Source organism: Pseudomonas savastanoi, from assembly GCF_020917325.1.
GTDB classification, from domain to species: domain Bacteria; phylum Pseudomonadota; class Gammaproteobacteria; order Pseudomonadales; family Pseudomonadaceae; genus Aquipseudomonas; species Aquipseudomonas amygdali.
The window spans coordinates 2752158-2766828 of the sequence record NZ_CP076652.1; the positions used below are offsets into that span (position 1 = coordinate 2752158).

Sequence of the window (14671 nt, forward strand, 5' to 3'; positions counted from 1 at the left end):
GCCTTCTGAAGAAGCCCCCACCTGTAATGGTTGATTTATTCATGCAATCGTCTGGCTCTCGTAAATCCCGTCGCTGGTTGATCAGTTTGTTGATCCTGTTGGCCATTGTTGCCCTGTGCTGGTGGTTATGGCCTGCCTCCACTCCCGGCAAAGGGGCCGAGAGCAAGAAGCATGGCGCAGGTGGCATGGCGCGGCCTGGCTTCGGTGCATCGGCTGTCGCTGTCCCGGTGCGGGTAGCCCCGGCAACCGAAGGCGATTTCCCGATCTACTACAAGGCGCTTGGCACGGTAACGGCGATGAACACCATCAATGTGCGCAGCCGGGTGGCGGGAGAGCTGGTCAAGCTTTATTTCCAGGAAGGGCAGATGGTCAAGGCGGGTGACCTGCTGGCGGAAATCGATCCGCGCAGTTATCAGGTGGCGTTGCAGCAGGCCGAAGGTACGCTGGCCACCAATCAGGCGCTGCTCAAGAATGCTCAGCTCGACGTACAGCGTTACCGTGGGCTTTTTGCCGAGGACAGCATCGCCAAACAGACCCTCGACACTGCCGAGTCGCTGGTCAATCAGTACAAGGGCACGATCAAGACCAATCAGGCGGCCGTGGCTGACGCGAAGCTGAACCTGGACTTCACACGAATTCGTGCGCCGATTGCCGGTCGTGTCGGCCTCAAACAGCTGGATGTCGGCAACCTGGTTGCCGCCAACGACACCACGGCGCTGGTGGTGATTACCCAGACCCAGCCCATTTCGGTCGCCTTCACGCTCCCGGAAAAGGACCTGTCGAAGGTCATTTCCCGCTACCGCACCGGCGACAAGCTGCCCGTCGAAGCCTGGGACCGTGGCGATACGAAAATGCAGGCTTCCGGTGTACTCGCCAGCCTCGACAACCAGATCGACGTGGCGACCGGCACACTGAAGTTCAAGGCCCGTTTCGATAACGGTGACGAGATCCTGTTCCCCAACCAGTTCGTCAATGTGCGTCTGCGCGCCGATACGTTGAAACAGGTGACGCTGGTGCCAACGGCTGCCGTTCAGTTCGGCACCGACGGGACCTTTGTCTATGTCCTGGACGGTGACAAGAAGGTCAAACTCAAACTGTTGAAGACCGGCCCGAGCGACGAGACATCGACGGTGATCACCGAAGGTCTGGCAGCCGGCGAACGGGTGGTGCTCGAAGGCACCGACCGTCTGCGCGACGGTGCTGAAGTCGAGGTCGTCAACGACAGCAAGGATGTACCGGCGGGTCCCGTTCAGAAGTTGCAGGGCAAGCCTGACAGCAAGACAGACAAGTCGGCAGCACTCGGCAAGGTGGAAAAACCAAACGTATGAACATGTCGCGCCTGTTCATCCTGCGTCCGGTTGCCACCACGCTCAGTATGCTGGCAATCGTCCTGGCAGGTCTGATTGCTTACACACTGCTGCCGGTGTCGGCGCTGCCTCAGGTCGACTATCCGACCATTCGTGTGATGACGCTGTATCCCGGTGCCAGCCCGCAGGTCATGACCAGCTCCGTCACTGCGCCTCTTGAGCGTCAATTCGGGCAGATGCCTGGTTTGACCCAGATGGCCTCGACCAGCTCGGGCGGCGCGTCGGTCATTACCTTGCGTTTCAGCCTCGAAATCAACATGGATGTGGCTGAGCAGCAGGTGCAGGCGGCGATCAACGCGGCCACCAACCTTCTGCCTACCGATCTTCCGGCACCGCCGGTCTATAACAAGGTCAACCCGGCAGACACGCCGGTTCTGACCCTGGCGATTACCTCGAAAACCATGCTGCTGCCCAAGCTCAATGATCTGGTTGATACACGCATGGCGCAGAAAATCTCGCAGATCAGCGGCGTCGGCATGGTCAGCATTGCCGGCGGGCAGCGTCAGGCTGTGCGGATCAAGGTCAACCCGGAGGCGCTGGCCGCCAACAGCCTGAACCTGTCTGATGTGCGGACCCTGATCGGCGCGTCCAACGTCAACCAGCCCAAGGGCAATTTCGATGGGCCGACCCGGGTTTCGATGCTCGATGCCAACGATCAGCTGAAGTCTCCCGAGGAGTACGCCAACCTGATTCTGGCCTATAAGGATGGCGCCCCCCTTCGCCTGAAGGATGTGGCCGAAATCGTCGATGGTGCGGAAAACGAACGCCTGGCGGCCTGGGCCAATCGGAGTCAGGCGGTGCTGCTGAACATTCAGCGTCAGCCGGGCGCCAACGTGATCGAGGTGGTCGACCGGATCAAGACATTACTGCCGTCAATCACCGAGAACCTTCCGGCCGGCCTCGACGTCGTGGTCCTGACGGACCGCACACAGACGATTCGCGCGTCGGTAACCGATGTTCAGCACGAGTTGCTGATCGCGATCATTCTGGTGGTCCTGGTCACGTTCCTGTTCCTGCGTCGCTTCAGCGCGACGATCATTCCCTCCATCGCCGTCCCGCTGTCACTGGTAGGCACCTTCGGCGTCATGTACCTGGCGGGCTTCTCGGTCAACAACCTGACACTGATGGCCATGACCATCGCGACCGGTTTCGTTGTCGATGACGCCATCGTGATGCTGGAAAACATCTCCCGGCATATCGAGGAGGGCGAAACACCTCTGCAGGCCGCCCTGAAGGGCGCGAAGCAGATCGGTTTCACCCTGATTTCCCTGACCCTGTCGCTGATTGCAGTCCTGATCCCGCTGTTGTTCATGGCTGACGTGGTCGGGCGACTGTTCCGCGAGTTCGCGATCACCCTGGCGGTCGCCATCCTGATATCGCTGGTGGTATCGCTGACCCTGACGCCCATGATGTGCGCGCGGCTGCTCAAGCGCGAGCCAAAGGAAGAAGAGCAGAGCCGTTTCTATCGCGCCAGCGGTGCCTGGATCGACTGGCTGATCAATATCTACGCGGGCGGGTTGCGCTGGGTGCTCAGGCATCAGCCACTGACCCTGTTGGCGGCATTGGTCACTCTGGCACTGACTGTGCTGCTGTACATCGTTGTGCCCAAGGGCTTTTTTCCGGTGCAGGACACCGGCGTGATCCAGGGTATTTCGGAAGCGCCACAGTCGGTCTCCTTTGCTGCCATGAGCCAGCGTCAGCAGGCGCTGGCTGACATCATTCTCAAGGACCCTGCGGTGGTCAGTCTGTCCTCCTACATTGGTGTTGACGGTGATAACGCAACGCTCAACAGCGGGCGTCTGCTGATCAACCTCAAGCCCCACACAGAGCGTGACCTCACCGCATCCGAGGTGATCCAGCGCCTGCAGCCGGAGGTAGACAAGCTTTCGGACATCCGTCTGTTCATGCAGCCGGTGCAGGACCTGACCATTGAAGACCGGGTCAGTCGTACTCAGTACCAGTTCAGCATGTCATCGCCCGACGCCGAGCTGCTGACGCTGTGGAGCGAAAGGCTGGTAAAGGCGCTCGGCAAACGGTCCGAGTTGACGGATGTGGCCAGCGACCTGCAGGACAAGGGCCTGCAGGTGTATCTGAACATCGATCGTGATGCGGCCAGTCGGGTAGGGGTCACCGTTGCGAATATTACCGATGCGCTGTATGACGCATTCGGTCAGCGACAGATTTCCACCATCTATACCCAGGCCAGCCAGTACCGCGTAGTGCTGCAAGCCGCGTCGGGCAGTGAGCTCGGCCCAGCCGCACTTGAGCAGATCCACGTCAAGACCACCGATGGCGCACAGGTAAAACTGTCGAGCCTGGCACGCGTCGAGCAGCGTCAGGCACAGTTGGCCATCGCTCACCTCGGGCAGTTTCCGGCAGTGATGATGTCGTTCAACCTTGCGCCCGGCGTCGCATTGGGCAAGGCGGTGCAGGTCATCGAGCAGGTTGAGCAGGACATCGGCATGCCGATTGGTGTGCAGACCCAGTTTCAGGGCGCTGCCGAGGCATTTCAGGCATCGTTGTCGAGCACGTTGCTGCTGATTCTGGCGGCTGTAGTGACCATGTACATCGTGCTGGGCGTGCTCTACGAGAGTTATATCCACCCGATCACCATCCTCTCGACACTGCCGTCGGCAGCAGTGGGCGCCTTGCTGGCCTTGCTGATCAGCGGCAATGACCTGGGGATGATCGCGATCATCGGTATCATTTTGCTGATCGGCATCGTCAAGAAGAACGCGATCATGATGATCGACTTCGCGCTCGACGCGGAGCGCAACCGGGGTGTTGCTCCGGAAACGGCGATCTACGAAGCGGCGCTGCTGCGTTTCCGGCCGATTCTCATGACCACCCTGGCGGCATTGTTCGGCGCCATTCCGCTGATGCTCGCCAGCGGCTCAGGCGCAGAGTTGCGCCAACCGCTGGGGCTGGTGATGGTCGGTGGTCTGCTGGTCAGCCAGGTACTCACGCTGTTTACCACGCCGGTCATCTACCTGTATTTCGACCGTCTTGGCCGTCGCTGGAGTCGCAGGCCTGCCGACCCGGACCGACTGGAACGGGCTGACGCATGAACCTGTCAGCGCCGTTTATCCGTCGCCCGGTCGCGACCGTATTGCTAAGCCTGGCGATCATGCTGCTGGGCGCGGTCAGCTTCCGCTTGCTGCCGGTCGCGCCATTGCCGAACATGGACTTCCCGGTAATTGTGGTGTCAGCCAGTCTGGCGGGTGCCAGCCCCGAGGTGATGGCCTCCACTGTGGCCACTCCGCTGGAGCGTTCGCTGGGCAGTATTGCCGGGGTCAATACCATGACCAGCAATTCAAGTCAGGGCACGACACGGATCATTCTGCAGTTCGATCTCAATCGCGACATCAATGGCGCAGCGCGGGAAGTGCAGGCGGCGATCAATGCTTCGCGCAACCTGCTGCCCAGCGGTATGCGCAGCATGCCGACCTACAAGAAGGTCAATCCGTCCCAGGCGCCGATCATGGTGTTGTCGATGACGTCGACGGTGCTGGAGAAAGGTCAGCTCTACGACCTGGCATCCACCATCCTGTCACAGAGCCTGTCGCAGGTTTCCGGGGTTGGCGAAGTGCAGATCGGCGGCAGCTCGCTGCCAGCGGTGCGTATCGAGCTGGAGCCACAGATGCTCTCCCAGTACGGCGTATCGCTTGACGACGTGCGTACCGCGATAACCGGTGCGAACGTACGGCGTCCCAAGGGTTTTGTGGAGGATGACCTGCATAACTGGCAGGTGCAGGCCAACGACCAGCTGGAAACCGCCAAGGACTATGCGCCGCTGATCATTCGCTACAAGGACGGGGCGACCTTGCGCCTCAAGGACGTCGCGAAAGTCAGCGATGCCGTGGAGGATCGCTACAACAGCGGGTTTTATAACAATGACCGGGCGGTGTTACTGGTCGTCAACCGGCAGGCGGGCGCCAACATCATTGAAACCGTGGCGCAGATCAAGGCGCAATTGCCAGCCCTGCGGGCTGTGCTGCCCGCCAGCGTAAGCCTCAATGTCGCGATGGATCGCTCGCCGGTGATCAAGGCGACGCTGCACGAGGCAGAGATGACCCTGCTGATTGCCGTGGTTCTGGTAGTGATGGTGGTGTTTCTGTTTCTCGGCAGCTTTCGCGCATCGCTGATCCCCACTCTGGCGGTTCCGGTATCGCTGGTGGGCACCTTTGCGATCATGCACCTGTTAGGTTTTTCCCTGAACAATCTGTCGTTGATGGCCTTGATCCTCGCCACCGGGCTGGTAGTGGACGATGCAATCGTGGTGCTGGAAAACATTTCCCGGCACATTCACAACGGTCTCGACCCGATGAAGGCGGCATTTCTGGGTGCCAAAGAGGTGGGTTTCACCTTGCTGTCGATGAACGTCTCGCTGGTGGCGGTGTTCATTTCCATTCTGTTCATGGGCGGGCTGGTCGAAAGTCTGTTTCGCGAGTTTTCCATTACCTTGTCGGTGGCAATCGTCGTCTCGCTGATCGTGTCCCTGAGCCTGACGCCGATGTTGTGCGCGCGCTGGCTGAAACCCCACGAGCCTGGCAAGGACAATGCCTTTCAGCGCTGGAGCGAGCGGGTCAACGACCGCATGGTCGCCGGCTATGACCGCTCGCTCGGCTGGGTCATGCGGCATCGCAGGCTGACACTGCTCAGCCTGCTGATTACCGTTGTGGTGAATGTCGCGCTGTATGTGGTGGTGCCCAAGACTTTTCTACCACAGCAGGACACCGGGCAACTGATGGGGTTTGTACGCGGTGACGACGGTCTTTCGTTCTCGGTCATGCAGCCGAAAATGGAAATCTTCCGCCGTTCGATTCTGGCAGACCCGGCGGTGGAGAGCGTTGCCGGTTTTATCGGCGGCAGCGGTGGCACCAATAACGCCTTCATGATCGTACGCCTCAAGCCGATTACCGAGCGCAAGCTGTCTGCCGAAAAAGTGGTCGAGCGCCTGCGCAAGAATATGCCGCATGTGCCCGGCGGCAGGCTGTTCCTGGCGCCTGATCAGGACCTGCAACTGGGTGGTGGTCGCGAGCAGACCAGTTCGCAGTATCAGTACATTGTGCAAAGTGCAGACCTGAGCAGCCTGCGGCTGTGGTATCCGAAGATCGTTGCGGCGCTCAAATCGATTCCGGAGCTGACGGCCATTGACGCCAGGGAAGGGCGTGGGGCGCAGCAAGTGACCCTGGTGGTCAATCGCGATACGGCCAAACGGCTGGGCATCGATATGAACATGGTCACGGCGGTGCTCAACAACGCCTACAGCCAGCGTCAGGTCTCGACGATTTATGACAGCCTCAACCAGTACAAGGTGGTCATGGAGGTCAATCCCAAATACGCCCAGGACCCGGTGACGCTGGAGCAGGTTCAGGTGATTACTGCCGACGGGCAGCGCGTACCGCTGTCGAGCATCGCTCATTACGAGCGCAGTCTGGCGAACGATCGGGTTTCGCATGACGGTCAGTTCGCTGCTGAAAACATTTCCTTTGACCTGGCCGAAGGCGCCAGCCTTGACAAGGCGACGGTGGCTATCGAGCGCGCAATTGCCGCCATCGGGCTGCCGTCCGACATCATTTCCAAGATGGCCGGGACCGCCAACGCCTTCGCCTCGACCCAGAAAAGCCAGCCCTGGATGATTCTCGGTGCGTTGCTGGCGGTGTATCTGGTGCTGGGGATTCTTTATGAAAGCTACATCCATCCATTGACGATCCTCTCGACGCTGCCATCGGCCGGTGTGGGCGCATTGCTGACGATCTACGTGCTGGGCAGCGAATTCAGCCTGATCTCCCTGTTGGGGCTGTTCCTGCTGATTGGCGTGGTGAAGAAGAACGCAATCATGATGATCGACCTGGCCCTGCACCTTGAACGTGATCAGGGAATGACGCCGCAAGATTCGATACGCAGTGCATGCCTGCAACGCCTGCGCCCCATTCTGATGACCACGATGGCCGCCATTCTGGGTGCATTGCCGTTGCTGCTGAGTACCGCGGAGGGCGCTGAAATGCGCAAGCCGCTGGGCCTGACCATTATTGGTGGGCTGATCTTCAGCCAGATCCTGACCCTCTACACCACCCCGGTGGTTTACCTTTATCTCGACCGTCTGCGCCATCGTTACAATAAATGGCGTGGCGTGCGTACCGATGCTGCTCTGGAAACCCCGCTATGACCGAACGCCTGGCCTTTATATCCCGCCCGACAGGGCTGATTCGTCCACTCGCGCTGGGGCTCTGCGTTGTGCTGCTCAGCGCTTGCGCTGTCGGTCCGGATTACCAGAAACCGTCGATGGCCGCGCCTGCGCAGTTCAAGGCCGCTGAAGGCTGGCGTGCAGCTACACCCAGTGATGCGATGGCCAAAGGTGCGTGGTGGGAGGTGTACAGGGATCCGCAACTGAATGCGCTGGTCGAACGGCTCAATACCTCCAACCAGACCGTCGCCCAGTACGATGCGCAGTACCGGCAGGCACAAGCACTGGTGCGCAGCTCCAGAGGCGCATTTCTGCCGACACTGGACCTGACCACCGGCAAGACCCGCTCGGGGCAGGGCACAGGTACATCGAATACCGGTACGAATACCAGCGCCTCGGGAATTCGCAACAGTTACAACGCGCAGCTGGGCGTCAGTTGGGAAGCCGATGTATGGGGCAAATTGCGTCGCGGGCTGGAGGCTGACACCGCCAGTGCGCAGGCAAGTCTTGCGGACCTGGCAGCGATGCGCCTTAGCCTGCAATCGGAGCTGGTGCAGAATTATCTGCAATTGCGGGTCATTGACGAACAGAAACGCCTGCTGGAATCCACTGTGGACACCTATCAGCGCTCTCTGACCCTCACCCAGAATCAATACCGTGCCGGTATTTCAGGAAGTGACGCTGTCGCCCAGGCGCAGACACAGTTGAAAAGCACTCAGGCCGACCTGATCGATCTGGCCTGGCAGCGTGCGCAATTCGAGAATGCCATTGCCGTGCTGATGGGCATGGCGCCCGCAGACTTCAATCTGCCGGCCAGCACTTCGATTCCGCAATTGCCGCAGATCCCGCCAGGGCTGCCGTCCCAGTTGCTTGAACGCCGACCGGACATCGCCGCAGCCGAACGCTCGGTGATGGGCGCCAATGCCAACATCGGCGTCGCAAAGGCCGCTTACTACCCAGACTTCACGCTGAGCATGAGCGGCGGTTACAGTAGCAGTACGTTCGCCAACTGGATCAGCCTGCCCAACCGCTTCTGGTCGGTAGGGCCGCAACTGGCGCTGACGTTGTTCGACGGTGGCAGGCGGACGGCGGAGGTCGATCGTACCGAGGCCGTGTATGACCAGACCGTCGCCCAGTACCGGCAGACCGTCTTGAATGGTTTTCAGGAAGTCGAAAATTACCTGGTTCAGCTCAAGGTCTATGAGCAGGAGGCCGCCGTGCGCCAGGAAGCGCTGGTGTCGGCGCGTGACTCGCTGCGCCTGACCAACAACCAGTACAAGGCCGGGCTGATCGGCTATCTTGACGTCGTCAACGTACAGGCCACTGCTTTGAGCAATGAACGCAGCGTGCTGAACGTCCTGCAAAGTCGCTTGATTGCCAGCGTCCAGCTGATTGCCGCATTGGGTGGCGGCTGGAATGCTGAAACGGGTTTAACCCTCAGGGAGTAAGTGCTTCACGGGGCAAAGGCGGTTTTTCTTGAACTGTTCGTGATAAATGAAAAATTAATAGCTAGTTGCCATCTTTTCGACCAGATACCGCGACATTTGGCAGCGATTGCGTACAATCATCCCCCGCAGTATCGGCATGGACGCGCTCATTGGGCTCCAGGTGCGTTTATGTTGATTGGCAGCTATACCCCGTCGCTCGTCGTGGTCTCCGTTCTCGTCGCAATTGTTGCTGCGTACACTGCTCTCGATCTGGTTGGCCGTATTATTTCGGCCAGGGGCCGCGCCGTTTATGTATGGATTGCGGGCGGCGCATTCGCAATGGGCGTTGGCAGTTGGTCGACGCACTTCATCGGTATGCTGGCATTCGTCCTGCCTATCGACGTTGGCTATGATGTGCCGCTGGCGCTGTTGTCCTTGCTGATCGCAATACTGTCTTCCGGTTTCGCGCTGTGGCTGGCCGCCCGGCCGCTGTTATCCGCCGCACAGATTGGCCTGGGTGGATTGTTGCTGGGGCTTGGCATCAGCGCCATGCATTACACCGGCATGGCGGCAATGCGCATGCAACCCGGCATCGAATACACGCCCTGGTTGTTCGCGCTTTCCCTGGCTATCAGCATTGCTGCCTCTGCGGCGGCGTTATGGATAGCGTTTCGTCTTCGCCAGCAACGGCCCAGGGTATACCTGATGCGCGCAGTAGCGGCAATTCTGCTGGGTATGGCCATTATCGGTATGCATTACACCGGGATGGCGGCGGCCACCTTTGCCGATGGCAGCTTTTGTGGTGCGTTGCCCGAGGGGTTGAGCAGCAATGGACTGGACCGAATTGTTCTGGTCGCCAGTCTTTCGATACTGGGGATCGCGCTGCTCAGTTGTATTCTCGACTCCCACCTCGAGACACGTACCGCCGTCCTGGCCAATTCCCTGACTGAAGCCAATCAGGAGCTTACTCACCTGGCTCTGCATGACAACCTCACCGGGCTGCCGAACCGTGTGTTGTTGACGGATCGCATCGAGCAGGCGATGAAGAAAGTCAGCGAGAGCGGCGGTTGCTTTGCGTTGATGTTCATGGACCTTGATGGTTTCAAACCGGTGAATGATGCGTTCGGCCACCATACCGGGGACTTGCTGTTGCGGCAGGTCGCTCTGCGTCTTCGTCACAACCTGCACCGGCACGACACGCTGGCAAGGATCGGTGGTGATGAGTTCGTGCTGCTGGTCGAGCTGCATGACCCGCAGGATGCGTTGGCTGTCGCAACACGCCAGGTCAATGAAATAGGCAATCCGTTTACCATCGGCGAGCATCAATTGCAGATTTCGCTGAGTATCGGCATCTGCATGTACCCCGGCAATGGCAATACCCAGCACGAACTTCTGATCAACGCCGATGCCGCCATGTATCACACCAAAGCGGCCGGCAAGAACGGCTACAGCTTTTTCGATGCATCGATGAACAGCAACGCACGCAATCAGTTGCAGATGTCTCAGGACTTGCGCAAGGCGATCAAACACAGGCAGTTCTGTATCTATTACCAGCCCAAGTTCGACGCCTTGACCGGACTGCCCCTTGGCGCAGAAGCGCTATTGCGCTGGAACCATCCGGAACAAGGCGTAATGGGCCCCGACCAGTTCATCGCCATGGCAGAGAAAACCGGCCTGATCATTCAGATCGGCGAGTGGGTACTGGACGAGGCTTGCCGACAGATGCGTGAGTGGTACACCCAGGGCTACGCGCACTGGCGCATTGCGGTAAACCTGTCAGCGCTGCAGTTCTGCCATGCGGGGCTGGTCACTGCGGTGGCGGATACGCTGGCCAGGCATCAGCTCCCGGCCAACTGCCTGACCCTGGAAATCACCGAGACTACGGCCATGCATGACGCCGATGCCAGCCTGGCGGTGTTGCAGAGGCTGTCGGAAATGGGTGTGGATCTATCGATTGACGATTTTGGCACCGGTTACTCCAGCCTGATGTACCTGAAGCGCCTGCCCGCCAATGAAATCAAGATTGATCGAGGTTTCGTGCGTGACCTGGAGCATGACACCGACGATGCCGCCATCGTGTCGGCCATCGTTGCGGTGGGGCAGGCGTTGAACCTGCGGATTGTCGCCGAAGGCGTGGAAACCGCGGTTCAGAAGCGCTTCCTGACTCACTTGGGATGCCACTCCCTGCAAGGCTTTCTGCTCGGTTATCCTTTGCCGGCCGAGCAATTTCTCGACGAAATCCGTGCCGCCGAAGCGAAAGCGGCAGTTGACGTGCCCGATGTTGGGCAACCGGCTTTCTGAAGCGCATGGATGGCGCTGGACGGCAAAGGCTGGCACGATCAGAACCGTTTGGCTAACCTGCGGGTGTTAGCTGCGCCTTGATGCTGGCTTCTGAGAAAAATCATGGAAAAAGTCCTCGTTATTACCGGTGGCTCGCGCGGAATCGGCGCAGCCACTGCGCGTCTGGCCGCTGTACAGGGCTATCGGATCTGTATCAATTATCTGTCTGATCATGCCGCAGCCGAAAAGACGGCAGTGCAGGTCAGGGCTCTGGGTGCTCAGGCGATCACCTTGCAGGCGGACGTCAGCAACGAAGACGAGATCATGCGCCTGTTCGCCAGAGTCGATTCGGAACTCGGTCGCGTTACTCATCTGGTCAACAATGCAGGCACGCTCGCTCAGGCTTCAAGAGTCGAAGACATGTCCGAATTCCGCATGCTCAAAATGATGATGACTAACGTCGTCGGGCCGATGCTGTGCAGCAAACATGCCTTGTTACGCATGCTGCCGAGTCACGGCGGGCACGGTGGCAGCATCGTCAACGTATCCTCGCTCGCGGCCCGTCTCGGCTCGGCAGGCGAATATGTGGACTACGCAGCTTCGAAAGGCGCGCTGGACACGTTCACCATCGGTCTTTCCAGGGAAGTGGCCGGGGAGAATATTCGCGTCAACGCGGTGCGGCCAGGGTTCATCTTCACCGACTTTCACGCCCTGAGCGGCGATCCGTTCCGCGTCAGCAAACTCGAGGGCGCACTGCCAATGGGCCGTGGCGGTACTGCGGAAGAAGTGGCCGAGGCCATTCTCTGGTTGCTGTCGGACAACGCGTCGTATGCCACTGGAACGTTCATCGATCTGGCGGGCGGGCGCTGAAGGCGTGCATGATCTGGCAACCGCCTTCAGACACCGCTTACTGATTCGTCACACCGTTACAGGTGGCGCATTGGCGGGCGGATCGACTACCGGCGTTTGATTGGGTGGCGGCGTTGAGGGCGGTGGCTCCTGTTCGGGTACGGGCTCGGGCAGAACAGGGTCGTCGATGTTTGGATCAGGTACTTCTACTGGATTGGGTAGAGTCATGGTTGCAGCCTCCTTGTTGACCCTTTTTACGACCCCCCGGCCTGATTGATGATTCAATTGATTTGAACCGGATAACCCTTGCCCGATTCTTCTGCCCTGCGTTTGGCTCATGTTCAATGCGCCCGCCTGACAACCTCAAAACCTTTGAACTTTACCTTCGTTGACCGCTCGGAACCTAGGCAGCTGAATTCGACGAGTCTTCTGCATGTTGCGATTTTCCGCTGCCATACCGTCAATTTTTCCATTGCATGGAATGCACAGGAGCGTCCCTGGGGCGTGAGGAGTGATGCTCGATGAGTGAACAGCCATACGGTCCGGATTCCCTGGCCACCGATGTACCGCACCCAACCCAACCCTTGTCACTGACCCAGGCGCTGCAATTGCCCCGCATCGTGATCGAAGACACGCTGCCAGTGATCGACGGTGGCCTGTTTGCGGCCAAGGCGATCATCGGGCAACCGGTCACCGTTACCAGCAAGGTCTACGCCGACGGGCACGACAAGATGGCGGTCAATATCCGCTGGCGCGCCGCCGATGAAGACACTTGGCACAGCGCGCCAATGCACGAACTGGGCAATGACAGCTGGGTCGGTGAGTTCACCCCGACTTCGGTCAGCCGCTATGTGTTTCGCCTTGAAGCCTGGATCGATCAGTTCGGCAGCTATCGCTATGAACTGGACAAGAAGTTCGGCGCTGGCGTGCCTGTCGACCTGGAACTGGAAGAAGGGCGCATTCATCTGGTGCATGCCGCTGAACGCAGCCAGCACGAGCAGCGCCAGCAGATTGAAAGCCTGCTAGGTCAGCTGGAGCAGGGCGATAAAGACGAGAAAGTCGCGTTGCTGTTGCACAGCGAAACCGCAAACCTGATGAAGTTGGCTGATAATCAGGCCTTCCTGAGTCGTAGCGTTGAATTTCCGCTGGATGTCGAGCGTGAGCTGGCGCAGTTCGCCAGCTGGTACGAGCTGTTTCCTCGCTCGATCACTGATGACCCTGCGCGCCACGGCACCTTCAACGATGTCCATTCGCGTCTGCCGATCATCCGCGACATGGGTTTCGACGTGTTGTACTTCCCGCCGATTCACCCTATCGGCCGTGCCCATCGCAAGGGGCCGAACAACTCTCTGACCGCAGGGCCGGATGATCCGGGCAGCCCGTACGCAATTGGCAGCGAGGATGGCGGCCATGAAGCCATTCACCCGCAGTTGGGCAGCCTTGAAGACTTCCGTAACCTGGTGAAGGCTGCGGCCGATCACGGGCTGGAAATCGCACTGGACTTCGCCATTCAATGTTCGCAGGACCACCCTTGGCTCAAGCAGCATCCGGGCTGGTTCTCATGGCGTCCGGACGGCACGATCCGCTATGCGGAAAACCCGCCGAAGAAGTATCAGGACATCGTTAACGTCGATTTCTACGCGCCTGATGCCATTCCTGGTCTATGGCTGGAATTGCGTGACATCGTTCTGGGCTGGGTGAATGAAGGCGTGAAGATTTTCCGCGTCGATAATCCGCACACCAAGCCGCTGCCTTTCTGGCAGTGGATGATCGGCGAGGTGCGCAATCAGCACCCTGAGGTCATGTTCCTTGCCGAAGCGTTCACCAAGCCTGCCATGATGGCGCGGCTGGGCAAGGTCGGTTACAGCCAGAGTTACACGTATTTCACCTGGCGCAACACCAAGGCGGAGCTGTCCGAGTATTTCACCCAGCTCAACGAAGTGCCTTGGCGTGACTGCTATCGCCCGAACTTTTTCGTCAACACACCTGATATCAACCCGCGCTTCCTGCACGAGTCCGGCCGTCCTGGATTTCTGATCCGTGCAGCGCTGGCCACCATGGGCTCCGGGCTGTGGGGCATGTATTCGGGGTTTGAGTTGTGTGAAGCGGCACCGATTCCCGGCAAGGAAGAGTATCTGGACTCGGAAAAGTACGAGATTCGCGTTCGGGACTATGCCGCACCGGGCAACATCATTGCCGAGATCGCCCAGCTTAACCGCATTCGCAGGCAGAACCCCGCGCTGCAAACCCACTTGGGCTTGAAACTGTATAACGCGTGGAATGACAACATTCTGTACTTCGGCAAGCGTTCAGCGGATGGCAGCAACTTCATTCTGATTGCCGTCAACCTTGACCCCTTCAACGCACAGGAAGCAGATTTCGAGCTGCCGCTGTGGGAAATGGGCCTGTCGGATGATGCGGCGACGTCGGGTGAAGACCTGATGACTGGACACCGCTGGACCTGGTACGGCAAGTATCAGCACACGCGTCTTGATCCATCACAACCGTTTGGAATCTGGCGTATCCAGGCTGCGCAATAACACTCCCAAGGAGTCAGT

The 14671-nt window shown here is 59.2% G+C and carries 8 protein-coding genes; 7 read left to right on the forward strand and 1 reads right to left on the reverse strand.

The genetic code is table 11. The features are described from left to right. Window positions 1-26: 26 nt before the first annotated feature. From KP808_RS11960 to KP808_RS11985, 6 genes are all read left to right on the forward strand, one after another. Window positions 27-1328 (forward strand): MdtA/MuxA family multidrug efflux RND transporter periplasmic adaptor subunit, encoded by a 1302-nt coding sequence (locus KP808_RS11960; protein ID WP_230018561.1) that lies wholly within the window; start codon window positions 27-29, stop codon window positions 1326-1328. Beyond that, a complete protein-coding gene (locus KP808_RS11965; RefSeq protein ID WP_058409373.1) occupies window positions 1325-4435 on the forward strand; it encodes an MdtB/MuxB family multidrug efflux RND transporter permease subunit in 3111 nt (1036 codons plus the stop codon). Before KP808_RS11960 ends, KP808_RS11965 begins: the two co-directional genes overlap by 4 nt. Then, entirely contained in the window at window positions 4432-7539 is a 3108-nt protein-coding gene (locus KP808_RS11970) for an efflux RND transporter permease subunit (RefSeq protein WP_058401493.1), read from the forward strand. Before KP808_RS11965 ends, KP808_RS11970 begins: the two co-directional genes overlap by 4 nt. Next, complete coding sequence (locus KP808_RS11975) at window positions 7536-9005, forward strand: efflux transporter outer membrane subunit (RefSeq protein WP_058409371.1); 1470 nt, start codon at window positions 7536-7538, stop codon at window positions 9003-9005. Before KP808_RS11970 ends, KP808_RS11975 begins: the two co-directional genes overlap by 4 nt. Before the next feature lie 168 nt (window positions 9006-9173). Then, on the forward strand, window positions 9174-11285 hold the full coding sequence (locus KP808_RS11980) for a putative bifunctional diguanylate cyclase/phosphodiesterase (protein WP_230018563.1): 2112 nt from the start codon (window positions 9174-9176) through the stop codon (window positions 11283-11285). Between the two features lie 102 nt (window positions 11286-11387). Then, entirely contained in the window at window positions 11388-12134 is a 747-nt protein-coding gene (locus tag KP808_RS11985) for an SDR family oxidoreductase (protein ID WP_057401370.1), read from the forward strand. A gap of 48 nt (window positions 12135-12182) precedes the next feature. Here KP808_RS11985 and KP808_RS11990 read toward each other — a convergent pair whose 3' ends face one another. Further along, window positions 12183-12341, reverse strand: coding sequence for a hypothetical protein (locus KP808_RS11990; RefSeq protein WP_230018565.1), 159 nt, complete (start codon window positions 12339-12341; stop codon window positions 12183-12185). Between the two features lie 293 nt (window positions 12342-12634). On the opposite strand from KP808_RS11990, the gene KP808_RS11995 reads away from it, so the two are divergent. Then, window positions 12635-14653: an alpha-1,4-glucan--maltose-1-phosphate maltosyltransferase gene (locus tag KP808_RS11995; protein WP_230018567.1), complete on the forward strand. Its 2019-nt coding sequence runs from the start codon at window positions 12635-12637 to the stop codon at window positions 14651-14653. Window positions 14654-14671: the final 18 nt, after the last annotated feature.